Below are 23,448 nucleotides of genomic sequence, written 5' to 3'. Positions count from 1 at the left end.
CGAGTCGGCGCTTTTTTTCGCCTGCCCTCTCTTTCCCTGCAAGGAGTCGCCATGAAGGAGATGCCGACGCCCGTGCTTCCTGCCGATGTCTTTCAGCGGCGCCTGCTGGCCTGGTTCGACGACCACGGTCGCCATGACCTGCCCTGGCAGCAGGGGCGAACGCCCTACCGGGTCTGGGTCTCGGAGATCATGCTGCAGCAGACCCAGGTCACCACGGTGATCCCCTATTTCGAGCGCTTCATGGCGCGTTTCCCCGACGTCGCCTCGCTCGCAGCGGCCGAGCAGGACGAGGTGCTGCACCTGTGGACGGGGCTCGGCTACTATGCGCGGGGCCGCAACCTGCACCAGGCGGCCCGGGTCATCGTCGAGGAGCATGGCGGCGAACTGCCGCTGGATCTCGAGGCACTGGCCGCGCTGCCCGGCATCGGCCGCTCCACCGCCGGGGCGATCGTTAGCCAGAGCAGCGGCCGGCGAGCGGTGATCCTCGACGGCAACGTCAAGCGCAGCCTGAGCCGGCTGCATGCCGTGGAGGGCTGGCCGGGCCGCCCGGCGGTGGAGCGTCGCCTCTGGGCGCTCGCCGAGCACTACACCCCCGCAGCACGCCTGGCCGACTACACCCAGGCGATGATGGACTTCGGCGCGACGCTCTGCCGCCGGGGCCGCCCCGACTGCGAGCGCTGTCCCTTCCATGATGTCTGCGTGGCCCATGCCCGCGGCGAGGAGCGGCGCTTTCCCGAGGCGAAGCCGAAGACGGCGCTGCCCACGCGGGCCACCATCATGCTGCTGCTGCGCGACGAGCGTGGCCGGGTGCTGCTCGAGCAGCGCCCCTCCAGCGGCCTGTGGGGCGGGCTCTGGAGCCTGCCCCAGTTCGATGATGACACTGTGCTTCGGGCCTGGCTCGATACCCACGCCCCCGGCGCCGAACTCGAGCCTCGCTGGACACCCTTCATCCATGTCTTCAGCCACTTTCGCCTGGAGATCACCCCGCAGCCGGCACGGATCGCCGCGCCCGATTCGGTGGGTGAGGCCCGGCGCTGGTACGATCCCTGCGAGCCCGACAGCATCGGCTTGGCGGCTCCCGTGAAGTCGTTGCTGGCGTCGCTTGCGCCCTTTGCGCTCACGGCGCCCGTCGGCCCCTGAGCGCCACTACCCCATGTCCCCGGTCACGAGGAGAACCTCCGATGAGCCAGACCGTCTTCTGTCGCAAGTACCAACAGGAGCTGGAAGCCCTGCCGTTTCCGCCGCTGCCCGGCAAGAAGGGCCAGGAGATCCAGGCCAGCGTGTCGAAGAAAGCCTGGGAGGAGTGGCAGGCGCTGCAGACCCGGCTGATCAACGAGAAGCACCTCAACATGCTCGATCCGGCCTCCCGGGAGTACCTGATGGAGCAGATGGAGCGCTTCCTCGACAACCGCGAGACCGACCAGGCGGAGGGCTATGTGCCACGCGGGGAGTGACCCCCGCAGCCGACGCCTCTTGCGCCATCTTTTTGAAACGGAAGGGGTTGACGCACACGATGCCTTGGGGTTTAATACGCCCCGTTGGCAGCGGCCAGATAGCTCAGTCGGTAGAGCAGGGGATTGAAAATCCCCGTGTCGGCGGTTCGATTCCGTCTCTGGCCACCACACTGCTGGGGTATCGCCAAGTGGTAAGGCACCGGTTTTTGGTATCGGCATTCCCAGGTTCGAATCCTGGTACCCCAGCCACGCCAACCCTTTTCCGGTTTGCAATTCGTAAGAGTCGGTCCCGCGCCGGCATAGCTCAGTTGGTAGAGCAACTGACTTGTAATCAGTAGGTCCCGGGTTCGACTCCTGGTGCCGGCACCAAAAAAGCGTCGGGACAATCAACGAGTTGCAGCATATTAAACCGCCCATGAGGCGGTTTTTTCGTCCCTGTCTACCGGGGGCAGCCACCTTGAAACCCAACTGGGGTGCCACCAGAGTGCCCAGCGTGGGCCCTGACGGGACCGCCGCCGGAACGAGCGCTAGCTGAGACTGATCACGGAGCCACAGGAGGTGATTCAGATGTCAGTGCAGACATCGTCCAGCCGGACAACGCAACAGACCCATCCTTACGCCATCGCAGAAACTCTCGAGCCCATCAGCCGGGTGAGGGGGGCGCCGCGTCATGGGCAGGACCCCTATCCCACCCGGCTTTCCGAGCCACTGGACATGCCCTGGCTCAGCCGTCGCGAGGCGGTGGTCAAGGGGCATGCCGAGGACGGTCCCCTGAGCCAGGCGCAGCTCGACGCGTTCGAGCGCCAGGGTTTTCTCTTCGAACCCGGCTTCATCAGCGGCGACGAGCTCGCCGAACTGCGTCGGGAGCTTGGGGTATTGCTGACCCGCGATGACTACTGTGGCCGCGACTTCAGCATCACCGAGCCGGACAGCCAGGAGATCCGCTCGCTGTTCGCCGTGCACTTCCTCGCCGAGCGTTTCGCGCGGCTGGCTCGCGACGAGCGGTTGATGGGGCGCGCCCGCCAGATCCTTGGCGGCGAGGCCTATGTGCACCAGTCGCGGATCAACTACAAGCCTGGCTTTGAAGGCAAGGGCTTCAGCTGGCACTCCGACTTCGAGACCTGGCACGCCGAGGACGGTATGCCGGCGATGCATGCCGTGAGCGCCTCCATCGTGCTCACCGACAATCACCACTTCAATGGGCCGCTGATGTTGATCCCCGGCTCCCATCGGGTCTTCGTGCCCTGTGTCGGCGAGACACCGGACGATCACCACAAGCAGTCGCTCAAGACGCAGCAGATCGGGGTGCCGAGCCGCGAGGCGCTGGCCCGGCTGATCGCGCGCCATGGCATCGAGGCGCCGACCGGGGTCGCCGGCGGTCTGCTGCTGTTCGACTGCAATACCCTGCACGGCTCCAACGCCAACATGTCGCCGGATCCACGCAGCAACGTCTTCTTCGTCTACAATCGACGCGATAACTGCTGTGTGGAACCCTTTGCAGCACGCCGGCGGCGGCCGGGTTTCCTGGCCCATGCACCGGACGAGGAGTGGACGCCGGAGACCTGAGGCAATCCGTCCGGCCCCGGAGTGTGGACCCGCGCCGCAGGTGGGGTAGACTGTGACGCCTGTCGCCGAAACGCGGCACGCATAATGAGAAGGAGAAGACCCGCCATGCGCTTTGTTCCACGATTTACCGATGGCCAGGAATTTCCCCATGCGCTCGGCAAGATCGTCTGCGTTGGTCGCAACTACGCCGATCACGCCAGGGAGCTGGACAATCCGGTGCCCAGCGAGCCACTGCTGTTCATCAAGCCGGCAACCAGCGCGGTGGCCCTGGAAGAGCCGTTGGACGCGCCTTTTTCCCAGGGCGAGGTGCACTACGAGGCGGAGCTGGCGCTGCTGATCGGTGAGGAGCTCTCCCATGCCACGGCAGATGAGGCCGAGCGGGCGGTGGTCGGCATCGGGCTGGCGCTGGACCTGACGCTGCGCGACATCCAGACCCGGCTCAAGGAGAAGGGCCACCCCTGGGAGATCGCCAAGGCCTTCGATGGCGCCTGCCCGCTGTCGGTCTTCCTGCCACTCACCCAGGTGCCCAACTGGAGTGCCCTGACCTTCACCCTGGAGGTCGACGGGGAGCCGCGCCAGCATGGCGAGGGGGCGGACATGCTCTTCCCGGTAGCGACCCTGGTGGCGGAGATGAGCCGCCACTTCACCCTGCAGCCGGGCGACGTGGTGCTGACCGGTACCCCGGCCGGCGTGGGGCCGCTGCTCCGTGGTTCCGAGCTGCGCTTTACTCTCACCGGCGGTCTGGAGGTGACCACGCGCGTGGTCGACTGAGCAGGCTTGGCGTGCACACGAAGACGCCCCCTTGGCCGAGACCATGGGGGCGTCTTCGTGCCAGGGCCGTCCTGCCTACTCCAGGTAGGTATAGCCCTCGAGCCCGGCGGAGAGATCGTCGAGGAACTGCTGCTGCTCGGTCTCGTTCAGTCCGCTGGACGCGAGTTGCTCGGCCAGACGGTCGCGCAGGACAGCGGCGTCGAAGTTCACGTAGCCGAGCACCTGGGCCACGGTGTCGCCCTGCAGCACCTCGGAGAGCACCCAGCGACCGTCGGCGTCCAGGGCGGCATCTGCCGAGTCGGTGTCACCGAACAGGTTGTGCAGGTCGCCGAGGATTTCCTGGTAGGCGCCGACGAGGAAGAAGCCCAGCAGCTTCTCCTCGCCCTCGCGCCACTCCGGCAGCGGCAGGGTGGTCTCGACGCCCTGGCCGTCGACATAGCCGTCGATGCGCCCGTCGCTGTCGCAGGTGATGTCCTGGATCACCCCGCGCCGCTCGGGTTCGCGGTCGAGGCCGGTCAGCGGCAGCACCGGGAAGATCTGCTGTATGCCCCAGACGTCGGGCACCGACTGGAAGAGCGAGAAGTTGACGAACAGCTTGTCGGCGAGCTTCTCGGCCAGCTCGTCGGCGATCTCGCGGTGCACGCGATTGCGGGTGTCGAGCCGTTCGCGCAGCAGGGCGCAGGCGGCGAAGTAGGCGCCCTCGCCCTCGGCGCGGGCCTCGATGTCGGCCATGCCGATGACGAAGCGCTCGTGCAGCTCGCCCATGGCGTGCACCAGGTCGTGCCACGCCTCGACCAGCCCCCGGGGTTCCGGCGAGGCCTTCAGCAGGCTATGGACCCGCCATAGCTCGTCGACCTGGGGATCGCCCTCGACGCGTCGTTCGGGGGCCCGGTCGCTGACCCGCTCCTCGCCGATCACGTTGCTGATCAGCACCGCGTGGTGAGCGGTGAGCGCCCGCCCCGATTCGCTGATCAGGTGTGGTGGCGGCAGGTCCTGCTCCTGGCAGGCCTGGTTGAAGGCGTAGACCACGTTACGGGCATACTCGAGCATGGAGTAGTTGGCCGAACAGAAGCTGCGCGAGCGGGTGCCCTCGTAGTCGATGCCCAGCCCGCCCCCCACGTCCACGGTGTCCACCGGGGCGCCCAGCGCCACCAGGCTCTGGTAGAAGCGCGCGCATTCGCGCAGGCCGCGCTGGATATCACGGATGTTGGCAATCTGCGAGCCCAGGTGGAAGTGCACCAGCTGCAGGCTGCCCAGGGCGTCGGCCACGCGCAACTGCTCGACCACGGCGAGGATCTGGCTGGCGGTGAGGCCGAACTTGGACTTCTCGCCCCCGGTGTTCTGCCACCGTCCCCGGCCCACCGAGGCGAGGCGGGCGCGCAGGCCGATACGCGGCGTGACGCCGAGGTCCGCGGCCTCCTCGAGGATCAGCGGCAGCTCCGAGAGCTTCTCCACCACCAGGTAGACCCGGTGGCCGAGCTTTTCACCCATCAGCGCCAGGCGCACGTATTCGCGATCCTTGTAGCCGTTGCAGACGATCAGCGAGGGGCCGTCGCCGGAGAGTGCCAGGACGGCGAGCAGCTCCGGCTTGCTCCCGGCCTCGAGTCCCACCCGACCATGGCCGCGCTCCTGAGTGGCGAGTATCTCCTCGACCACCCGGCGCTGCTGGTTGACCTTGATCGGGTAGACGGCGGTATAGCCGCCTTCGAAGGCTTCCTCTCCCATGGCGGTATCGAAGGCGGCGCAGAGCTGCTCGACCCGGTCGTGGAGGATGTCGGTGAAGCGCACCAGCACCGGCAGTCGCAGGCCGGCCCGCTTGAGCTCCGTGACCAGCTCGTCCAGCGGCAGGGCCGGCCCCTCGGCCTCGCTGCCCAGCGGACGCACCAGGGCGTGGCCGGTGTCGTCGACGTCGAAGTAGCCGCTGCCCCACTGATCGATGTTCCAGACGCGCCGGGCGCGCAGTGCCGGGCCGCTGGTGGTACCAATGGACAGGCTCATGCATTCACCTCCGGAAGCGGCAGGGCGCCATGCTCGAGGCGCGCCAGCAGGATGGTACGGAACTGCTCCGGGTCGTGGGGCGTGAGATCATGGGCCGGGGGATCCACATAGACCACCAGCAGCCGCGAGAGCCAGTAGCGCAGGGCGGTCAGGCGCAGCATCATCGGCCAGGCATCACGCTCCACGGCGGTGAGCGGGCGGCGTGCCTGGTAGGCGCGCATGATGGCGTCATGGCGCTCGCCATCCAGTCGGCCGTCCGCCCCGGTGGCCCAATCGTTGATGACGATGGCCAGGTCGAACAGCAGGTCGCCGGTGCAGCCGTTGTAGAAGTCGATGATGCCACCCAGGCGGTCGCCCTCGAACAGGGTGTTGTCGCGGAACAGGTCGCCGTGCAGGGCCCCCTGGGGCAGCTCCGGGGCACTGCCGAAGAAGCCCTGGTAGATCTCCACCTCGTCCTTCATCAGGGTCTGGTCTTCCGGCGACAGGTAGACCAGCACGCGATGGTGTATCGGCAGCAGCCAGTGCAGGTCGCGCGGGTTGGGGCGGTGACCGGGGAAGTGCTGGGAAACCAGATGCATGCGGCCCAGGGCGTCACCCAGGGCCCGGCACTGGGCCAGATTGGGGGCCTTGGGGTGCTTCCCGGGCAGGCGCGGAAACAGCAGCGCCGGCTTGCCGGCCAGGCTGTGCAGGGCGATGCCGTCGCGATCGTGCAGTGGGCCGGGGACCGGCAGGCGGTGTTCGTCCAGATAGTCGAGCAGCTCGACGAAGAATGGCAACTCCTCGTGCTCGCCCTGCTCGAACAGGGTCAGGACCAGCTCGCGACGGTCGGTGGTGACGAAGAAGGTGGTGTTCTCGGTACCGGCAGGTACGCCCTCCAGGGAGACCAGCGACCCGGCATCGAAGCGGTTCAGGAATTCCGCGACCTGTGCGTCGCCAAGTGGTGTGAATACGGCCATGTCTCTCTCACCCGGGTTGCCAAGCCGCCTATTGTAGCGACTTGGCAGTGCGATGCACGCCCCGAAGGTAGCAGATCGTGGTCGTTCTCGCCGGCCCCCGCCGGACGCTCCTCACCGCCGGCAAAGACCGGTCAGAAGGTGCGCAGTATCCACTGGGGGACGGCGATCCGGTCGCCCTCCTGGCGTTCGAAGTTGCCGTCGCCGTCGTGATCCACCAGGTAGTAGGAGGGACCACGGGCGGGGCGGATCTCGATGGCGTAGAGTTCGCCGTTGACCCGGTATTCGCGGATGGTGCGCTCCTCCTCCTGACGGATGGTGATGTCCGGCTCCACATCGGCGGCGGTCTGGGCCAGGGCCGGGCCCGTGAGAGCCAGCGAGAGGCCGAGTGCCAGCAGCCGGGTGGCGGATGAACGTTGCAGTCGCTTCATGATGACCTCCTGGGCCGCGTACGGCAGGGAGTGACGATACCCCCAGTGTAAGACGTTGCCGCCCACCAGCCTAAGGGTCGCGGCAAAAGGGGCGCGCAATGCGTATCATGGATGATCACGATCACGCTTTCTTGCCCAGACTCAATGGATGCCGATACATGGCCGACACGCCCATCGTTCTCGTCGACGGTTCTTCCTATCTCTACCGTGCCTTCCACGCCCTGCCGCCGCTGGCCACGTCCCACGGCCAGCCCACCGGTGCCATCAAGGGCGTGCTCAACATGCTCAAGCGGCTGATCAAGGACTATCCGGACAGCCCCATGGCGGTGGTCTTCGATGCCAAGGGCAAGACCTTCCGCGACGAGCTGTTCGAACGGTACAAGGCCCACCGGCCCCCGATGCCCGATGAGCTGCGCTCCCAGGTGGAGCCGCTGTACGCCTGCGTGCGGGCACTTGGCTTGCCGCTGCTGTGCATCGAGGGGGTCGAGGCCGACGACGTCATCGGCACCCTGGCACGCCAGGCCACCGAGGCCGGCCGTGACGCGGTGATCTCCACCGGCGACAAGGACATGGCCCAGCTGGTCAACGACCACATCACCCTGGTCAACACCATGAAGGACGAGACCCTGGATGTCGCGGGCGTGAACGAGAAATTCGGCCTGCCGCCGGAGTTGATCATCGACTTCCTGGCGCTGATGGGCGACAAGGTCGACAACATTCCCGGGGTGCCGGGGATCGGCGAGAAGACCGCCCTTGGCCTGCTGCAGGGCGTCGGCGGCGGGCTGGATGCCATCTATGCCGACCTGGAGCGGATCAAGGGCCTCGACTTCCGCGGCGCCAAGACCCTGCCGAAGAAGCTCGACGAACACCGCGACCAGGCGTTTCTCTCCTACCGGCTCGCCACCATCAAGACCGACTGCGACCTGCCGGTGGGGCTCGACGACCTGGACATCGCCCATCCCGATCGCGAGGCACTGCTCGAGCTCTACCGCGAGCTCGAGTTCAAGGCCTGGCTCTCCGAACTGCTGGAGGGCGAGGACGAGGGCGTCGACGACGTCGCGGGGGGGAAACCGACGCCTGTCGTCGGCACCGAGAGGGAATTCGCCGGCAGCGGCGAGCGCGAGGATCACCTCATCCTCGCGCAGGCCGACTTCGACGCCTGGCTCGAGCGCCTGAAGGAGGCCGACGCCTTCTGCTTCGACCTGGAGACCACCAGCCTCGACTACATGGAGGCCCAGATCGTCGGCGTGGGGCTCTCGCTCACACCGGGCGAGGCGGCCTATATCCCGCTGGCCCACGACTATCTCGATGCCCCCGCGCAGCTCGACCGCCGGGCCGTGCTCGAGGCCCTGACGCCGCTGTGGCAGGACGAGAACAAGACCAAGATCGGCCAGAACCTCAAATACGATATCTCGGTGCTGGCCAACTACGGCATCCGTGTCGCCGGGCCGTTCGAGGACACCATGCTCGAGTCCTATGTGCTCGACTCCACGGCGACCCGCCATGACATGGATTCACTGGCGCTCAAGTACCTGGGCGAGAAGACCATCTCCTTCGAGGAGGTCGCCGGCAAGGGGGCCAAGCAGCTCACCTTCAACCAGGTCGCCCTGGAACAGGCCGCGCCCTACGCCTGCGAGGACGTCGACATCACCCTGCGCCTGCACCGCGAGCTGCGCCCTCGTGTCGAGGCCGAAGGGCGGCTGGGCAGTGTGCTCGAGGAGATCGAGCTGCCACTGATCCCGGTGCTCTCGCGCATGGAGCGTACCGGGGTGGCGCTGGACCCCGAGCGGCTGCATGTCCAGAGTCGGGAGCTCGAGACCCGCATCCGCGAGCTCGAGGCCAAGGCGTTCGAGCTCGCCGGGCGCGAGTTCAACCTCGGTTCGCCCAAGCAACTCGGCCAGATCCTGTTCGAGGAGCAGCAGATCCCGGTGATCAAGAAGACCCCCAAGGGGGCGCCCTCTACCGCGGAGGCCGTGCTCGAGGAACTGGCACTGGACTACCCGCTGCCCAAGGTGATCATGGAGCACCGCGGCCTGGCCAAGCTCAAGTCGACCTACACCGACAAGCTGCCGAAGCTGGTCAACAAGGCGACCGGGCGGTTGCACACCAGTTACCACCAGGCGGTCACCGCCACCGGGCGGCTCTCCTCCAGCGATCCCAACCTGCAGAACATTCCCATTCGTACCGAGGAGGGGCGGCGCATCCGCCAGGCCTTTATCGCCCGGCCGGGCTACCGCATCGTCGCCGCCGACTACTCCCAGATCGAGCTGCGCATCATGGCGCACCTCTCCGGGGACAAGGGGCTGCTCGAGGCCTTCGCCGAGGGGCGCGATATCCACGCCGCCACCGCCGCCGAGGTGTTCGGCGTGCCGCTCGACAGGGTCTCGGGCGACCAGCGGCGCAGCGCCAAGGCGATCAACTTCGGGCTGATCTACGGCATGAGCGCCTGGGGGCTGGGCCGCCAGCTGCACATCGAGCGCAACCAGGCCCAGACCTACATCGACCGCTACTTCGACCGCTATCCGGGGGTGGCCCGCTACATGGAGCGCATCCGCTCCCAGGCCGCCGACGACGGCTACGTGGAGACCGTCTTCGGCCGGCGCCTCCACCTGCCGGAGATCCGCTCCCAGAACCGCGCCCGGCGCCAGGGCGCCGAGCGCACCGCCATCAACGCCCCCATGCAGGGCACCGCGGCGGACATCATCAAGCGCGCCATGATCGACGTCGATGCCTGGCTCGCCGGCGAGGCTTTCGACGCCGTGATGGTGATGCAGGTCCACGACGAACTGGTCTTCGAGGTCAAGGCGGCGCAGGTCGACGACTTCATCGCGGAGGTGAAGGGCCGCATGCAGGCCGCCGCCGAGCTCAGCGTGCCGCTGATCGTCGAGGCCGAGAGCGGGGCGAACTGGGACGAGGCCCATTGAGCCCTCTGAGCCGGCCGGTAACGACAAGGCCCGCGGCGGATGCCGCGGGCCTATAGCTATGCAACCTTCAAGAAGGGAGCTTCAGCGCCAGCCGACGCGATCGAAGATACGAATCGCCTCGGGGTTGTTCTCGCCCAGGATGCTGACGTTGAGGTCATCCTTCTTGAATTCGCCCCAGGATTCGAGGGCGGCGTCCATCGTCACGCCTTCCACCACCGGGTACTCGTAGTTGCCGGCCGCGAAGATCTCCTGCGCCTGGTCGGAGGCGAGGTACTCGAGGAAGCGGATGGCGTTCTCGCGGTTGGGGGCGCCCTCGACCACGCCGGCGCCGCCGATGTTGACGTGGATGCCGCGATCCTCCTGGTTGGGGAAGAGGATGCCGACCTTCTCGGCCACTTCGCGATCGGCGGCGTCGTCGGAGTTGAGCAGGCGCACGTAGTAGTAGTGGTTGGCCACGGCCAGGTCGCACTCGCCGCTGGCGACGGCGCGGATCTGGTCGGTGTCGCCGCCCTCGGGCTGGCGGGCAAAGTTGTCGACCATGCCCTGGGCCCACGCTTCGGCGCCTTCCGCGCCGTGGTGCTCGATCATCGAGGCCAGCAGCGACTGGTTGTAGATGTTGTTCGACGAGCGGATGCAGACCTCACCCTCGAAGCGCGGGTCGGTCAGGTCCTCGTAGGAGGTGACCTCGCTGGGGTCGATGTTCTCGGGATTGTAGAAGATCGCCCTCACCCGCTGGCTGAAACCGAACCACTTGCCCTCGGGGTGACGCATGGCCTCCGGTAGGCGCTCGGCGAGCACGTCGGACTCGATGCCCTGGAAGATGCCTTCCTGCTCGGCACGCCACAGGCGACCGGCGTCGACGGTGATCATTACGTCGGCGGGGCTGGCCACTCCCTCGCGCTGGATGCGCTCGATCAACTGGTCGGAGTCGCCTTCCAGCAGGTTGACCTTGATCCCGGTCTGCTCGGTGAAGGCCGCATAGAGCTTCTCGTCGGAATCGTAGTGGCGTGCCGAGTAGAGATTCACCTCGTCGGCGGCTGCCGTCGCGGCAAACGCCGAACCGGCCAGCGCGGTGGCGAATGGAACGACGAGACGATAGCGGTGGGACATGGTAGGCACCTCGTTGTTAGCCTTGCGGAGTAAAGGCGATTCTTGAATGAGAATACGTTACATTTCGTCAAGCGCTATTGAAGCGTTTTGCAAGTGCGTCGTCAAGCGGCCGGCGACACGTCCTGACGAATGGAGACGCGCGACGGTGACCCGAGGCAAGGCGTTGCGGAAAAGATGTCAAATGAGAGTAAATTCCAAACGTATTTGCTGGACATTTCGGGTAGGATGAGGGCAGCGTTTGTTCCATTTGCCCACGTCGTCCTGATGCCATGACTAGCCAATCGACCCCTATGCAAGCCAGACACGCCCCGCACCGGCAGGCCAGCGCGCTGACGATGGAAGGGGTGCATCACACCTTCGACACGCTCGCCGCCGTTCGGGGCGTGAACCTGGACGTGTCGCCCGGCGAGGTCGTCTGCCTGCTGGGACCGTCTGGCTGTGGCAAGACCACCCTGCTGCGCATCGCGGCCGGGCTCGAGGTGCTCCAGCAGGGGCGCGTGACCCTCAACGGTGGCGAGATCGCCGTGCCCAAGGGCCGGCACGTGCCGCCGGAGAAGCGCAACGTCGGCCTGGCCTTCCAGGACTCGGCGTTGTTTCCCCACCTCACGGTACTCGAGAACGTCACCTTCGGGCTCAAGGGAGAGCCCTCCCGTCAGCGTCGCCAGCGCGCGCTGGCGCTGCTCGAGCAGCTGGGCATGGCGGACTATGTCGACAGCTACCCGCACATGCTCTCGGGGGGGCAGCAGCAGCGCGTGGCGCTGGCCCGGGCGCTGGCGCCTGCCCCCCAGCTGATGCTGCTCGACGAGCCGTTTTCCAGCCTCGATGCGCGCCTGCGCGATCGCATCCGCGACGACACCCTGCACGTACTGAAGAAGGTCGGCGCGGCCACCCTGCTGGTGACGCACGACCCCGAAGAGGCCATGTTCATGGCCGACCGCATCGCCCTGATGCGCGACGGGCGCATCGTGCAGATGGGCACGCCGCGCGAGCTCTACTGCGCTCCCTGCGACCCCTTCGTGGTGGCCTTCTTCGGGGAGGTGAACGAGCTTTCGGGCGTGGTGCGGGGGGGGCGTGTGCAGACCCCGGTGGGAGCGGTCGAGGCCGGCTGGTTGTCCGAGGGAAGCCGGGCCCAGATCATGATCCGCCCCGAGGCGCTGCGCATCACCGAGCACTTCGAACCGGCACCGGCGCATCGCTACAGCCACGTGATCATGGCCAAGCTGCTGGGACGCAGCAGCCTGCTGCACATCTGCGCCCACGGCGAAGACGGCAGCGAAGCCCACCTGCACGCCCGGGTCCCGGGGGTCTTCCTGCCGGCCGAGGGACAGCGGGTGGATATCCACCTCGACCTGTCCCAGGTATTCGTCTTTCCCTCAGGCGCTGTCTGAGCCGGGGCGCGAACGGCGCATGGCCACGCTGAGCAGAATCACGGGAATGATGCCGACGGCCACGATGGCCAGCGACGCCGTCGAGGCCTCGGCGAGCCGCTCGTCGGAGGCCAGGCTGTAGGCCCGGACCGCCAGGGTGTCGAAGTTGAAGGGGCGCAGGATGATGGTCGCCGGCAGTTCCTTCATCACGTCGACGAACACCAGGATTCCCGCCGCCAGCAGGCTGCCGCGCATGATCGGCGTATGCACGTGGCGCAGCGTGCCGCCGGCGGTCTGGCCCAGGGTGCGTGAGGCGGCATCCATGCTCGGTGTCACCTTGCCGAGGCTGGCCTCCACGGTATTGAACGAGACCGCCAGGAAGCGCACCACGTAGGCATAGACCAGGATGAAGGCCGAGCCGCTGAAGATCAGGCCGACGATCATGCCGTAGTGGACATGCAGCCAGGTGTTGATGGTGTTGTCGAGCCAGGCGAAGGGAATCAGAATGCCGACGGCGATCACCGAGCCGGGGATGGCATAGCCCATGGAGGCGATCCGCGTGGCGAACCGGGTCAGGGGGCTGTCGTGGAGACGCACTCCGTAGCTGAGGAATATCGCCAGCCCCACCGCGATCGCTGCCGCGATCGCCGCCAATAGCAGGCTGTTCCAGGCGAAGTCGAGAAAGCGCGTGCCCAGCAGGGCGTCGCCCTTGACGATGGCAAGCTGGGCCAGCAGGCCGCTGGGAATCAGGAAGCCGATCAGCACCGGCAGGGCGCAGGCGGTGAACGCGCCGGCCGCACACCAGCCGTGGAGGCGATACTCGGGCAACTGCTGATAGCGGTTGGTGGTATGGAAATACTTGCGTTTGCCGCGCGACCAGCGCTCGAGCAGCACCAGCGCGATGACGAAGACCAGCAGGCAGGCGGCGAGCTGGGCGGCAGCGACCTGCTCGCCGAGCCCGAACCAGGTGCGATAGATGCCCGTGGTGAAGGTGTCGACGCCGAAGAACTGCACCGCACCGAACTCGTTGAGCGTCTCCATCAGCACCAGCGAGACGCCCCCGACGATGGCCGGGCGGGCCAACGGTACGGCGACGGTGGCGAACAGGCGCCAGGGCCCGCGGCCCAGCGTGCGCCCCACATCGAGCACGCACACCGACTGTTCGAGGAAGGCTGCCCGTGACAGCAGATAGACGTAGGGGTAGAGCACCAGGGTGATCAGCGTGGCGGCACCGCCCAACGAGCGGATATTGGGAAAGTAGTAGTCGCCGCGGCCCCAGTCGAAGATCTCCCGTAGCCAGGTCTGCAAGGGGCCTGCGTACTGCAGGAAATCGGTGTAGGCGTAGGCGATCACATAGGTGGGGACCGCCAGCGGCAGCAGCAGCGCCCACTCGAAGACGCGCTTTCCCGGGAAGCGGCACATCACCACCAGCCAGGCCGTGCCGGTGCCGATTATCGCGGTGCCCAGGCCCACCGTGACCACCAGGTAGAGCGTATTGCTCAGGTAGCGTCCCAGCACCGTGCTGGCGAGGTGCTGCCAGATGCCCTCGGTAGGCATGACGATATGGGCGAGTACCACGATGACCGGGAGCGCCACGAACGAGGCCACGGCGAGAATCAGCAGGGGCCAGGGAGTCATGCGGTTCGTGAGTCGGCGCGTCACGCCGGACAGCCCGGTAGTGGTGGATCGGAACAAGCGAGAGCTCCTTCATTGCCCGGCGCACGAGCGAGGGGCGGAATGCGAGGCGATGGCGGCTGCAAATGATATCAGTTGGCGCATGGCTCTGCAGCCCGCTCCTGCTGACCTGGAGCAAGACAAGGCGCCCGTATCTCGCGATACGGGCACCCGGGGTCGCAATGCCGGCTCGCTTCAGTAGCCGAGCAGGACCGATGGCAGGCCGGTGACCAGCGCCGGGAAGAAGGCCATCAACAGGCAGGCCAGCACGATCAGCGCACAGAAGGGTATCACCGCCTTGTACAGGTCGACGATCTCGACGCCCTTGGGGGCCACGCCCTTGAGGTAGAACAGCGCATAGCCGAACGGCGGCGTCAGGAAGGACGTCTGCAAGACCACGGCCACCATCACCACGAACCACAGCACGTCCACGCCCATGTCGGCGACGATGGGCAGCATGATCGGGAAGCTGAGCAGCACGATGCCGGTCCAGTCGAGGAACATCCCCAGGATGAAGACCAGGAACAGCATCAGGATCAGCGCACCGGTGGTACCGCCGGGCATGGCCATGACGAGTTCGCTGATCACCGTCATGCCGCCGCCACGCGAGAACACGCCGGTGAAGGCGGTCGCCCCGACCAGCACCAGCATCACCATGGTGGTGGTCTTGCTGGCATCGATCAGCGTCCTGAAGCAGGTGGTGAGCTTGCGGTCGCCGAAGATCAGGAACAGCAGGAAGGCGATGCCCACGCCGATGGCCGAGGCCTCGGTGGCGGTGGCGATACCGGTGAACAGCGCGCCCAGCACGCCGAGGATCAGGGTCATGGGCGGCAGCACGTATTTGGCCAGCATGATCAGCAGCTGTCCGGTCGAGGTCTCGGCGCGCTCCTCGGCGGGCACCGGCGGGCCGTAGCTGGGCTTCACCAGGCAGATCAGCAGCACGTAGAGGGCGTACATCGCGCCCAGCAGCAGCCCCGGCACCAGGGCCCCAGCGAACAGCGCGCCCACCGAGACCGGCGAGTAGCTGGCCATCAGGATCAGCATGATGCTGGGCGGGATCAGGATCCCCAGGCAGCCGCTGGCCATGATCACACCGCTGCTGAGCTCCTTGTTGTAGCCGTACTTGAGCATCGGGGCCAGGGCGATCATGCCCATCACCGCGATGGAGGCACCGACGATACCGGTGGTGGCGGCGAGCAGCACCGAGACGATGACCACGGTCAACGCCAGGCCACCGCGCAGGTTGGCCAGCAGCAGGCGCATCGCCTCGAACATCTTCTCGGTGACCCCCGAGTCGTTGAGGAAGCGCGCCATCAGCACGAACAGCGGAATGGCCACCAGCACGTAGTTGTCCATGGCATTGCCATAGATGTTGTTGATGATGGTGCCGAGGACGCGGGGGCCGGGGCCGAGCCAGGCGCCGATGACCGCCACGCCGCCCAGCACGAAGGCCAGCGGATGGCCCATGAACAGGCCCACCAGCAGACCGCCGAACATGAACAGGGTGAGCAGTTCCGCACTCATGCCGAGGCCTCCTGGCGCAATTCCTTGATGGCACGGATGACGATGGCGATGGCCTGGAGCAGGATCAGCACGGCGGCGATGACGATGACGCCCTTCACTGGATAGACCGGAATCGAGACGATGCCATAGGTGGTCTCGCCGCGGCTGAAGGAACGCATGAAGAAGCTCCAGCCCAGCGTCACCAGCATCCAGATGAAGGGCACGAAGAAGATCAGGTAGCCGAGCAGTTCGAGCGCAGCCTGTTTCCTGCGCGAGAGCAGGCGCTTGAGCACGTCGACCTCGACGTGGGCGTGATGGCGCAGGCCATAGGCGGCCATCAGCATGAAATGGGCGCCGAACAGCATCTTGGTGATGTCGAAGGCCCAGTCGCTGGGGCGCCCGGTGAACAGGCGCAGGGCGATGTCGTAGAGCACTATCAGGGTGATGACGGCGATCAGCGGCGCGATGACCCGTCCGAACACTTCATTGAGGGCATCGATCGCCTTGGCAATCGCATTCATGGCGTACGGTCTCCGACCTCAGGACTGAAACGCCCCGGCGTGAGAGCCGGGGCGACCAAGGAGCGTCTTACAGACAGGCTTCGATGGCCTCGAGGTCGGGCAGGTTGTCGAAGCTGCGGCTCATGTTGTAGGGAACCGAGACATCGCGCCAGTTGGCATAGTGCTGCAGGTAGCTGACCATGGAGTGATACACCTTGGCATGCATGGGGTCCTCGCAGGCACCTTCCACGATCACTTCGTTGGTCACTTCCTGGATGCGGGCCATGTCCTCGGCGTCATAGGTGGAGATCTCCACACCGGCTTCCTGGAACTTGATGGTACCCTCGGTCGACTCGCGCTCGGACCAGGCCAGCGACCAGGCCAGGGTGGCATCGGCGGCGATCTTCAGCTTCTCCTGGGTCTCCTCGGAGAGGGCGTCCCAGGCGTCCTTGTTGATCATCACCCCGAACACGCTGGCCGACTGGTGCCAGCCGGGCGTCGCCCAGTATTCCACCACCTCGGCGAAGCCGGCGTTATAGTCGACCCCGGGGGTGGAGAACTCGGCCCCGTCCACCACGCCGCGTTCCACCGCCTGGTAGATCTCGCCGCCGGACAGGGTGACCTGGGAGCCGCCCAGGCGCTCCAGCACCCGGCCCTGGTCGCGGCCCGAGAGACGCAGGCGCTTGCCGTCCAGGTCGGCCAGGCTCTCGATGGGGGTGCGCCCCATGAAGCCCGACTCGTTGTTGGTGATACCGTAGGGCAGGTAGACCATGTTGTACTGGCCATAGACCTCCTGATAGAGCTCGAAGCCACCCCACTGCTGGATCCAGTTCAGGTAGTCGAAGCCATTGAACAGGCTGGGCGTGGCGGCCAGGGGCGAGAACGCCGAACTGCGGCCGGCCCAGTACCCGGGCCAGTCGCCGGCGGCCTCGATGCTGCCGGTCTCGGTGGCGTCGAACACTTCGGTGCCGGGCATCAGGGTGCCGCCGGCACGGAATTCGATCTCCAGTTCGTCGCCGGCCAGCTTGTTGACCAGCTCCACCCAGTGACGGTCGATCTCGATCAGATCCAGACTGTCCGGCCAGGTGGTGGTCATGGTCCACCGCTCCTGGGCCTGGGCGGTAAAGGAGAGGGCCGCTAGGGCAACACCGGCCGCCAGGCCGGTGAGGGCAAACGTGGTCATCTTCTTCATGGTGCGCTCCCTGATGGGTTTTTCTGTTGTCGAGCAGAAGCAGAAACGCCGAGGCCGCATCCGTTGTAGTCTGCCGGTCGATGGCGGCACCGCCTGTCCCGGCGGGCTTGACCGGGTGGGCAGGTCGGCATGCAAGACAAGCTAGCACAATCGAGAGGGCTCGACGGGGGTGGCCGCATGGCCGTGAGAGGGCGAGGACGGCCCGGGCGCTCGGCTGAAAGAGTTTTCAATCAAGGGTTTGAATGGTTCAGTGCACCCTCAATTAGCATGGCGGATGTCACCCGCTGCGTTGAATACCGTGCAAAGATAAGACTAAAGTTCAGCCTCGAAGGAGATCCCCTTCCATGCATGACGAGCGCTCGACGGCGGCCATCGAGGCGTTGGTCGAACATGCCGACGCCCTGGCCGAGCGACGCTGGCGTGGCCTGGTCTGGCTGACCGGCGAGCCCGAGGCGTGTCGCTCCCGGGCCCTGGCGCTCTGGCGGGCCCGTCGCTGGCGCTCGCCGCTCTGGGTCTCGCCTCAGGCGCCCGATGGGCTCGAGGCCCGGGACTGGCTGGCGCCGGCCAAGGCCCGCACCCGGCTGGGCGGCGAGCAGGGGCTGCTGGTGATCGATGCGGTGTCCGACGATGCCGGCTTCGATCCCGACGCCTTCGGGGCGCTGTCCGGTACCCTGCAGGCAGGGAGCCTGCTGGTGCTGATGACGCCTCCCGACTGGGGGGCGCGCCCCGATGCCGACTACACTCGCCTGGCAGAGCACCCCCATCGGGCCGAGCACCTCACCGCCCACTACCTGCAGCGCCTGGCGCGGCTGCTCGCCGTTTCCCCCGGCGTCGTGGCGTGGCCCGCCGATGGCGACCCGCAATTGCCGCCGCTGCCGCCCTCGGCGCCCGCCGCCCCGCCTTCGCCAGACGCCGATTGCCTGACCCGCGACCAGGCCGACGCCGTGGCGCGGCTCGCCCGCCTGCGCCGCCGCCGCCCGCTGGTGCTCACTGCCGACCGCGGCCGTGGCAAGAGCGCGGCGCTGGGCATCGCCTGTGCCCGGCGCTTGGCCGCGGGCGAGCCCCGGCTCCTGGTGACGGCACCGCGCCCGGCGGCCGTGGCGGCGCTGTTCGAGCGCCTCGAGGCGCTCTGTCCCGAGGGCCGTCGCCAAGGCCATGCCTTCGCGCTCGGCGCGGGCCGGGTCGACTTCCTGCCTCCTGACGAGCTCACCGCACTGGCCCGGCGGGGAGAGGTGGGCGGGCCCGGCCAGTGGCTGCTGGTGGACGAGGCGGCGGCGATTCCCGCGACCCTGCTCGGTGATTGGCTCGAGGCCTTCCCGCGCATCGCCTTCGCCACCACGGTGCATGGCTACGAGGGCTCGGGGCGTGGTTTCGCCCTGCGCTTCCGCCGGCGCCTCGAGCGCCGCACCCCCGAGTGGCAGGAGTGTCACCTGGGCGAACCCATCCGCTGGGCCGCCGGGGATCCGCTGGAGGCCCTGGTCACCCGCCTGCTGCTGCTCGATGCCGAACCCGGCGACGTCCCGGACGCCTCACCGACGCTGCGGCGCGTTCGGCGTGACGAACTGGCCGACGACGAGCCGCGCCTGAACGAGCTGTTCGGCCTGCTGGTTCAGGCGCACTACCGCACCACCCCGAGCGACCTGCGGCGGCTGCTGGATGGGCCCGGCGTGGGCATCGCCTGTCTCGAGTCGGGGGCTCGCCCCCTGGCGGTGCTGGTCACCACCGACGAGGGCGGCTTCGATACCGCACTGGCCGAGCGGGTGGCGCGGGGGGAGCGGCGGCCGCGCGGCCACCTGATGGCCCAGTCGCTGGCCGCCCACGCCGGTTGCCGCGAGGCCCTGGAGGGGCGGCTGCGACGGGTGCTGCGGATCGCCGTGCACCCGAACCGGCGCCGTCATGGCCTCGGCCGACGCCTGCTCGAGGCCGAACGGGAGCGAGCCCGCCGCGATTCGATCGACCTGCTGGGGGCGAGCTTCGGCGCCGAGCCGGGGTTGATCGCCTTCTGGCAGGCGCTGGGCTTTCGCGCCGTGCGCCTGGGGCTGACCCGCGAGACGGCCACCGGTGAGCATGCCCTGATGGTGGCGCTGCCGATCAGTGCCCGCGGCGAGCGGCTGGGCGACGAGCTCGAGGCCCGCTTTCGCCGCCAGCTGCCGGGGCTACTGGCCTTCGAGCTCGCGGGGCTCGAGCCTGAGGTGGCGGCGGCCCTGCTGGCCGAGGGCGAGGGCCCGGTACCGTCCCCGGGCGATCTGCGCGATATCGACGATGTGGCCTTCGGCCAGCGCGCGCCGGCCCTGGCGCGGCCGGCGCTGCAGGCGCTGGCCTGCCGGGCCCTGGCCACCGGCACGTCCCCCGATGATCCGGACCTCTGCCTGCTGGTGGCCTGGGCCTTCCAGGGGAGCGAGCCGGCCCGGCTGGGGGTGTCGGGGCAGCGGGAGGTCACCACTCGGCTGCGCCGGGCGGTGGCGGCCCTGCGCGCACGGGTCGACTGAGACTTTCCATGCCACGGGCGCGTGGGTAAGGTAGGCCGGTTAACATCGATGAAGAACCGTCATGAACGCACATCTCGAGCAACTCTCGCCGCAGCCGCTATGGCGTCACTTCCGCACCCTGTGCAACACGCCGCGGCCCTCCGGCCACGAGGCGGCCCTGGTCGCCCGCCTCGAGCAGTGGGCCGAGACACGCGGCCTCGCCCACGACCGCGACGCCTTCGGCAACCTGCGCATCCGCAAGGCCGCCACTCCCGGCCACGAGCAGGCCCCCGGCGTGATCCTGCAGGGCCACCTGGACATGGTGGCCCAGGCCAACGCCGACCACCCTCACGATTTCACCCGTGATCCCATCGACACCTACGTGGTCGACGGCTGGCTGCATGCCCGCCATACCACCCTGGGCGCCGACAACGGCCTGGGCGTGGCGGCGGCGCTGGCGATTCTCGAGGACGAGGCCCTGGTGCACGGCCCGCTGGAGGCGCTGTTCACCCTGGAGGAGGAGTCCGGCATGGGGGGCGCCCTGAACCTGGCCGAGGACTGGCTGGAGGGACGGGTGCTGCTGAACCTGGACTCCGAGGACCGCGGCCAGGTGTTCATCGGCTGTGCCGGTGGCGCCGATGTGGTGGTCGAGGCCCAGTTGCCCACCGCTGCCCTGGCCGACGACGAGGTCGCCCTGCGGCTGTCGCTGACCGGCCTGAGAGGCGGTCACTCGGGGATCGACATCCACAAGGGCCGCGGCAACGCCAACCGCCTGCTGGTACGGGTACTGCGGGCGCTCGAGGCCTTCGATGCGCGCCTGATCGACTACCACGGCGGTACCCTGCGCAATGCCCTGCCGCGGGAGGCCTTCGCCACCCTGGCGTTGCCGGCCGATGAGCTCGCTCATGCCCGCGAGCGCGTGGCGGCGCTCGAGGCCGAGCTGCGTGACGAGCTGGCCGGGGTGGACGAGGGGCTGTCGCTGACGCTCGAGTCACCGGACGCGCGGCCCGCCGAGGCCCTCACTCCCCATGCCAGTCGTATGCTGATCGGCGCGGTGCACGTGGCGCCCTGCGGCGTCGAGCGCATGAGCGCCGAGGTGCCCGGGGTGGTGGAGACGTCCAACAACCTGGGCGTGGTCAGCCTCGAGGACGGGCGCTTCCACCTCTGCGCCCTGGTGCGTTCCCTGCGTGACAGTGCCACCGCCGACCTGACCGACCGCTTCCGGGCGCTGTTCGACCTGATCGGCGCCCACACCCGGGTCGAGAACGCCTATCCCGGCTGGACCCCGGCCCCCGATAGCGCCCTGCTGGAGCGCTTTTGCCGCCTGCACCGGGCGTGCCTGGGCAGCGATCCCGAGGTGCTGGTGATCCATGCCGGGCTCGAGTGCGGCATCCTCGGCGGCAAGTACCCGCACCTGGAGATGATCTCCTTCGGCCCGCTGATCCGCGGCGCCCATTCCCCCGACGAGCGGGCGGAACTGGCTTCGGTGGAGGAATTCTGGGGGCTGCTCAGGGGCCTGATCGAGGAGCTCGCTCAGTAGTGGGCCCTCTCCCCGGGAAGATCGGCGCCGGCCCTCGCGGGGCGCGGCGCCGATGTTGGCGCAGGGTCAGTGGTTGACCTGGATACGCACCGCCGGATAACCGCCCACCGTGACCAGCGGGATATCGGTATGGCCGCGGTAGCCGCGATGATGGTGACGGCGCGGCCGCTCCGAGTAGTAGTGGTGCTCGACCACGCGGCGCGGGGGAGCGGCACGGTGCTTGCGATACGCCTTGTGCCGATGCTTGTGGTGGTGCCGGCCCCGATCGGCGCGATAGTCGTGCTGGTGATAGTGGTGGTGCACCTGCGGGCCGTAGCCGCCGTGACGGCGGTGATCGGCCATCGCCGGCAGGCTCATGGCGACCGTCAGGACCGCGATCGCGGCGGCCATCAAGAGTCTGTTCATCGGGGTATCCTCCGTGGACGTTCTTGGGACGTTGATGATTCACCCCTGCGTTCCCTGGCTGGAGTATAGCCTTCGCCGAGCGCCTCTCGAACAGTGTTCGCTGATATGGCAGGCTTTTCCCGATTCTCTCCACATTCGAGGACACGATGATCGAATCGCTGCAAGGAACCGGCCTGCCGGGGGCCGTGTTGGCGGCGCTGGCCGCCACGCTGGTGACCGCGGGCGGGCTGGCGCTGGCCTGGCGCCGGCGTCTGGCCAGGGCTGTGGCGCGGCTGACCGAGCTGGAGACGGCGCGGACGGCGGCAGACGCCGATGCCCGGCGCCTCGAGCAGGAGCTGGTCCACAGCGATGCCCAGCTCGATGCCAGCCGTGAGCGACTCGAGGCCACCGAGGCGGCGCTGGCCGCGGCCCGGGAGCAGCTCGCCGAGCGCCGCGAGCGCTGCGCGTGGCTCGAGGCCGAACGGGAACAGCTGGCGAGCCGACACCGCGAGCAACTGGCCCTGCTGGAGGAGGCGCGGGCGGGGCTCAAGGAGGAGTTCCACCAGCTCGCCGGGCGCATCTTCGAGGATCGCCAGCGCGCCTTCAGCGCGCAGAGCCGCGACAGCCTGGAGGCACTGCTGAGGCCTTTCCGCGAACAGGTCGACCAGTTTCGTCGCCGGGTCGAGGAGCTGCACGGCCAGGAGCAGCGTGAGCGCGGCTCGCTCAAGGCCCAGCTCGAGCAGCTGGCCGGGCTCAACGCCCGCCTGGGCGACGAGGCCGGTGAGCTGGCCCGGGCCCTCAAGGGCGATCGCAAGGTGCAGGGCAACTGGGGCGAGTTGATGCTCGAGACGGTGCTCGAGCGCAGCGGCCTGCGCCGCGACATCGAGTATCGCCGCGAGGTCTCGCTGCACGGCGAGCAGGGTCGCCAGCGCCCCGATGCGGTGATCTACCTGCCCGAGGAGCGCCACCTGATCATCGACGCCAAGGTCTCGTTGACCGCCTGGACCCGGGTGGTCAATGCCGACGACGAGGCCGAGCGCGAAGCGGCGCTGAAGGCGCACCTGCAGTCGCTGCGCGACCATGTCAGCGGCCTGGCGGCCAAGGCCTACCCCGACCTGCCGGGGCTCAACTCCCCGGACTTCGTGTTCCTCTTCGTGCCGGTGGAGCCGGCCTTCGCCGCCGCCTTCGAGCGCGACCCCGAGCTCTTCCAGGATGCCTTCTCCCGCCAGGTGGTGCTGGTCACCCCCACTACCCTGCTGGCCAGCCTGCGCACCGTGGCCGGCCTGTGGAGCCTGGAGCGCCAGAACGACAATGCGCGGCTGATCGGCGAGCGGGCCGAGCGGCTGCTGACCAAGTTCAGTGGCTTCGTCGAGAGCCTCGAGGAGATCGGGCGCCACCTCGAGCGGGCGCGGGAGAGTCATCGCCAGGCGATGGGGCGGCTCGCCACCGGTCAGGGCAGCCTGGTGGCCCAGGCCGGCGAGCTGCAGCGCCTGGGGGTGCGTATGAAAAAGCCGCTGCCGGCTCATCTGCGCCGAGCCGCCGCCGAAGAGACGGCGGAGGGCACTGACGACGAGGCATGACGCGGACACGATGACGCCGCCCGGATGGGCGGC

18 protein-coding genes and 3 tRNA genes are annotated in these 23,448 nt (G+C 67.9%); 12 read left to right on the top strand and 9 right to left on the bottom strand.

Going from position 1 to position 23,448, the window contains the following annotated elements; genetic code table 11:
• The first annotated feature begins 51 nt into the window (after positions 1–51).
• The 7 genes from mutY to AC5W54_RS08260 all read left to right on the top strand — a co-directional run bounded on the left by mutY (position 52) and on the right by AC5W54_RS08260 (position 3,791).
• Complete coding sequence (mutY, locus tag AC5W54_RS08290; protein WP_495961597.1) at positions 52–1,140, top strand: A/G-specific adenine glycosylase; 1,089 nt, start codon at positions 52–54, stop codon at positions 1,138–1,140.
• 41 nt (positions 1,141–1,181) lie between these two features.
• Positions 1,182–1,454 (top strand): oxidative damage protection protein, encoded by a 273-nt coding sequence (locus AC5W54_RS08285; RefSeq protein ID WP_495961596.1) that lies wholly within the window; start codon positions 1,182–1,184, stop codon positions 1,452–1,454.
• A gap of 92 nt (positions 1,455–1,546) precedes the next feature.
• Positions 1,547–1,622: transfer RNA gene (locus AC5W54_RS08280), tRNA-Phe, on the top strand.
• A 6-nt stretch (positions 1,623–1,628) separates the two neighbouring features.
• Positions 1,629–1,703: transfer RNA gene (locus AC5W54_RS08275), tRNA-Gln, on the top strand.
• A 44-nt stretch (positions 1,704–1,747) separates the two neighbouring features.
• A tRNA-Thr gene (locus tag AC5W54_RS08270) sits at positions 1,748–1,823 on the top strand.
• A 198-nt stretch (positions 1,824–2,021) separates the two neighbouring features.
• Positions 2,022–3,020, top strand: a complete 999-nt coding sequence (gene thpD, locus AC5W54_RS08265; protein WP_495961595.1) for an ectoine hydroxylase — start codon at positions 2,022–2,024, stop codon at positions 3,018–3,020.
• 105 nt (positions 3,021–3,125) lie between these two features.
• The gene (locus tag AC5W54_RS08260) at positions 3,126–3,791 is read left to right on the top strand and encodes a fumarylacetoacetate hydrolase family protein (protein WP_495961594.1); all 666 of its coding nucleotides are present in this window, start codon (positions 3,126–3,128) and stop codon (positions 3,789–3,791) included.
• Positions 3,792–3,866: 75 nt separating this feature from the next.
• Here AC5W54_RS08260 and speA read toward each other — a convergent pair whose 3' ends face one another.
• The 3 genes from speA to AC5W54_RS08245 all read right to left on the bottom strand — a co-directional run bounded on the left by speA (position 3,867) and on the right by AC5W54_RS08245 (position 7,173).
• Positions 3,867–5,789, bottom strand: a complete 1,923-nt coding sequence (speA, locus tag AC5W54_RS08255) for a biosynthetic arginine decarboxylase (RefSeq protein ID WP_495961593.1) — start codon at positions 5,787–5,789, stop codon at positions 3,867–3,869.
• Positions 5,786–6,745 carry a homoserine kinase gene (locus tag AC5W54_RS08250; protein ID WP_495961592.1) on the bottom strand — a complete coding sequence of 320 codons (960 nt, stop codon included), beginning with the start codon at positions 6,743–6,745 and terminating at the stop codon, positions 5,786–5,788. The genes speA and AC5W54_RS08250 overlap by 4 nt, the downstream gene beginning before the upstream one ends.
• 131 nt (positions 6,746–6,876) lie before the next feature.
• Complete coding sequence (locus AC5W54_RS08245) at positions 6,877–7,173, bottom strand: DUF2782 domain-containing protein (protein WP_495961591.1); 297 nt, start codon at positions 7,171–7,173, stop codon at positions 6,877–6,879.
• A gap of 158 nt (positions 7,174–7,331) precedes the next feature.
• Between AC5W54_RS08245 and polA the strand changes: the two genes are divergently transcribed.
• A complete protein-coding gene (gene polA / locus AC5W54_RS08240) occupies positions 7,332–10,097 on the top strand; it encodes a DNA polymerase I (protein ID WP_495961590.1) in 2,766 nt (921 codons plus the stop codon).
• A gap of 81 nt (positions 10,098–10,178) precedes the next feature.
• Here the strand turns inward: polA and AC5W54_RS08235 are convergent, their stop codons facing one another.
• On the bottom strand, positions 10,179–11,207 hold the full coding sequence (locus AC5W54_RS08235) for a Fe(3+) ABC transporter substrate-binding protein (RefSeq protein WP_495961589.1): 1,029 nt from the start codon (positions 11,205–11,207) through the stop codon (positions 10,179–10,181).
• A gap of 290 nt (positions 11,208–11,497) precedes the next feature.
• Between AC5W54_RS08235 and AC5W54_RS08230 the strand changes: the two genes are divergently transcribed.
• Positions 11,498–12,595: an ABC transporter ATP-binding protein gene (locus tag AC5W54_RS08230; protein ID WP_495961588.1), complete on the top strand. Its 1,098-nt coding sequence runs from the start codon at positions 11,498–11,500 to the stop codon at positions 12,593–12,595.
• Here the strand turns inward: AC5W54_RS08230 and AC5W54_RS08225 are convergent.
• The 4 genes from AC5W54_RS08225 to dctP all read right to left on the bottom strand — a co-directional run bounded on the left by AC5W54_RS08225 (position 12,581) and on the right by dctP (position 17,443).
• On the bottom strand, positions 12,581–14,212 hold the full coding sequence (locus AC5W54_RS08225; protein WP_495961616.1) for an ABC transporter permease: 1,632 nt from the start codon (positions 14,210–14,212) through the stop codon (positions 12,581–12,583). The two genes, AC5W54_RS08230 and AC5W54_RS08225, sit on opposite strands and share 15 nt — an antisense overlap.
• Positions 14,213–14,443: 231 nt before the next feature.
• Positions 14,444–15,772 (bottom strand): TRAP transporter large permease, encoded by a 1,329-nt coding sequence (locus AC5W54_RS08220; protein ID WP_495961587.1) that lies wholly within the window; start codon positions 15,770–15,772, stop codon positions 14,444–14,446.
• Positions 15,769–16,272, bottom strand: a complete 504-nt coding sequence (locus AC5W54_RS08215; RefSeq protein WP_495961586.1) for a TRAP transporter small permease subunit — start codon at positions 16,270–16,272, stop codon at positions 15,769–15,771. Before AC5W54_RS08215 ends, AC5W54_RS08220 begins: the two co-directional genes overlap by 4 nt.
• Positions 16,273–16,339: 67 nt before the next feature.
• The gene (gene dctP / locus AC5W54_RS08210) at positions 16,340–17,443 is read right to left on the bottom strand and encodes a TRAP transporter substrate-binding protein DctP (RefSeq protein ID WP_495961585.1); all 1,104 of its coding nucleotides are present in this window, start codon (positions 17,441–17,443) and stop codon (positions 16,340–16,342) included.
• Between the two features lie 344 nt (positions 17,444–17,787).
• On the opposite strand from dctP, the gene AC5W54_RS08205 reads away from it, so the two are divergent.
• Positions 17,788–19,932: a tRNA(Met) cytidine acetyltransferase TmcA gene (locus AC5W54_RS08205; RefSeq protein ID WP_495961584.1), complete on the top strand. Its 2,145-nt coding sequence runs from the start codon at positions 17,788–17,790 to the stop codon at positions 19,930–19,932.
• Positions 19,933–19,993: 61 nt separating this feature from the next.
• A complete protein-coding gene (locus AC5W54_RS08200) occupies positions 19,994–21,451 on the top strand; it encodes an aminoacyl-histidine dipeptidase (RefSeq protein ID WP_495961583.1) in 1,458 nt (485 codons plus the stop codon).
• 66 nt (positions 21,452–21,517) lie between these two features.
• Here AC5W54_RS08200 and AC5W54_RS08195 read toward each other — a convergent pair whose 3' ends face one another.
• A complete protein-coding gene (locus AC5W54_RS08195) occupies positions 21,518–21,856 on the bottom strand; it encodes a hypothetical protein (RefSeq protein WP_495961582.1) in 339 nt (112 codons plus the stop codon).
• Between the two features lie 146 nt (positions 21,857–22,002).
• Here AC5W54_RS08195 and AC5W54_RS08190 point away from each other — a divergent pair, with 146 nt between their 5' ends.
• Positions 22,003–23,415: a DNA recombination protein RmuC gene (locus tag AC5W54_RS08190; RefSeq protein WP_495961581.1), complete on the top strand. Its 1,413-nt coding sequence runs from the start codon at positions 22,003–22,005 to the stop codon at positions 23,413–23,415.
• Positions 23,416–23,448 lie beyond the last annotated feature (33 nt).

It is taken from the genome of Halomonas sp. LMYGS-3, assembly GCF_059509875.1.
Note: the sequence above shows the minus strand (reverse complement) of the source record. Positions and strands in the feature narration are given on the sequence as shown.

Excerpts from the sequence above, each read along its gene's own strand:
- AC5W54_RS08230 (WP_495961588.1), top strand. The coding sequence starts at position 11,498 with ATGCAAGCCAGACACGCCCCGCACCGGCAGGCCAGCGCGCTGACGATG.
- AC5W54_RS08190 (WP_495961581.1), top strand. The coding sequence starts at position 22,003 with ATGATCGAATCGCTGCAAGGAACCGGCCTGCCGGGGGCCGTGTTGGCG.
- AC5W54_RS08200 (WP_495961583.1), top strand. The coding sequence starts at position 19,994 with ATGAACGCACATCTCGAGCAACTCTCGCCGCAGCCGCTATGGCGTCAC.
- AC5W54_RS08285 (WP_495961596.1), top strand. The coding sequence starts at position 1,182 with ATGAGCCAGACCGTCTTCTGTCGCAAGTACCAACAGGAGCTGGAAGCC.
- mutY (WP_495961597.1), top strand. The coding sequence starts at position 52 with ATGAAGGAGATGCCGACGCCCGTGCTTCCTGCCGATGTCTTTCAGCGG.
- dctP (WP_495961585.1), bottom strand. The coding sequence starts at position 17,443 with ATGAAGAAGATGACCACGTTTGCCCTCACCGGCCTGGCGGCCGGTGTT.
- AC5W54_RS08250 (WP_495961592.1), bottom strand. The coding sequence starts at position 6,745 with ATGGCCGTATTCACACCACTTGGCGACGCACAGGTCGCGGAATTCCTG.
- AC5W54_RS08195 (WP_495961582.1), bottom strand. The coding sequence starts at position 21,856 with ATGAACAGACTCTTGATGGCCGCCGCGATCGCGGTCCTGACGGTCGCC.
- AC5W54_RS08205 (WP_495961584.1), top strand. The coding sequence starts at position 17,788 with ATGCATGACGAGCGCTCGACGGCGGCCATCGAGGCGTTGGTCGAACAT.
- AC5W54_RS08220 (WP_495961587.1), bottom strand. The coding sequence starts at position 15,772 with ATGAGTGCGGAACTGCTCACCCTGTTCATGTTCGGCGGTCTGCTGGTG.
- thpD (WP_495961595.1), top strand. The coding sequence starts at position 2,022 with ATGTCAGTGCAGACATCGTCCAGCCGGACAACGCAACAGACCCATCCT.
- AC5W54_RS08245 (WP_495961591.1), bottom strand. The coding sequence starts at position 7,173 with ATGAAGCGACTGCAACGTTCATCCGCCACCCGGCTGCTGGCACTCGGC.
- speA (WP_495961593.1), bottom strand. The coding sequence starts at position 5,789 with ATGAGCCTGTCCATTGGTACCACCAGCGGCCCGGCACTGCGCGCCCGG.
- AC5W54_RS08260 (WP_495961594.1), top strand. The coding sequence starts at position 3,126 with ATGCGCTTTGTTCCACGATTTACCGATGGCCAGGAATTTCCCCATGCG.
- polA (WP_495961590.1), top strand. The coding sequence starts at position 7,332 with ATGGCCGACACGCCCATCGTTCTCGTCGACGGTTCTTCCTATCTCTAC.
- AC5W54_RS08215 (WP_495961586.1), bottom strand. The coding sequence starts at position 16,272 with ATGAATGCGATTGCCAAGGCGATCGATGCCCTCAATGAAGTGTTCGGA.
- AC5W54_RS08235 (WP_495961589.1), bottom strand. The coding sequence starts at position 11,207 with ATGTCCCACCGCTATCGTCTCGTCGTTCCATTCGCCACCGCGCTGGCC.
- AC5W54_RS08225 (WP_495961616.1), bottom strand. The coding sequence starts at position 14,212 with ATGACTCCCTGGCCCCTGCTGATTCTCGCCGTGGCCTCGTTCGTGGCG.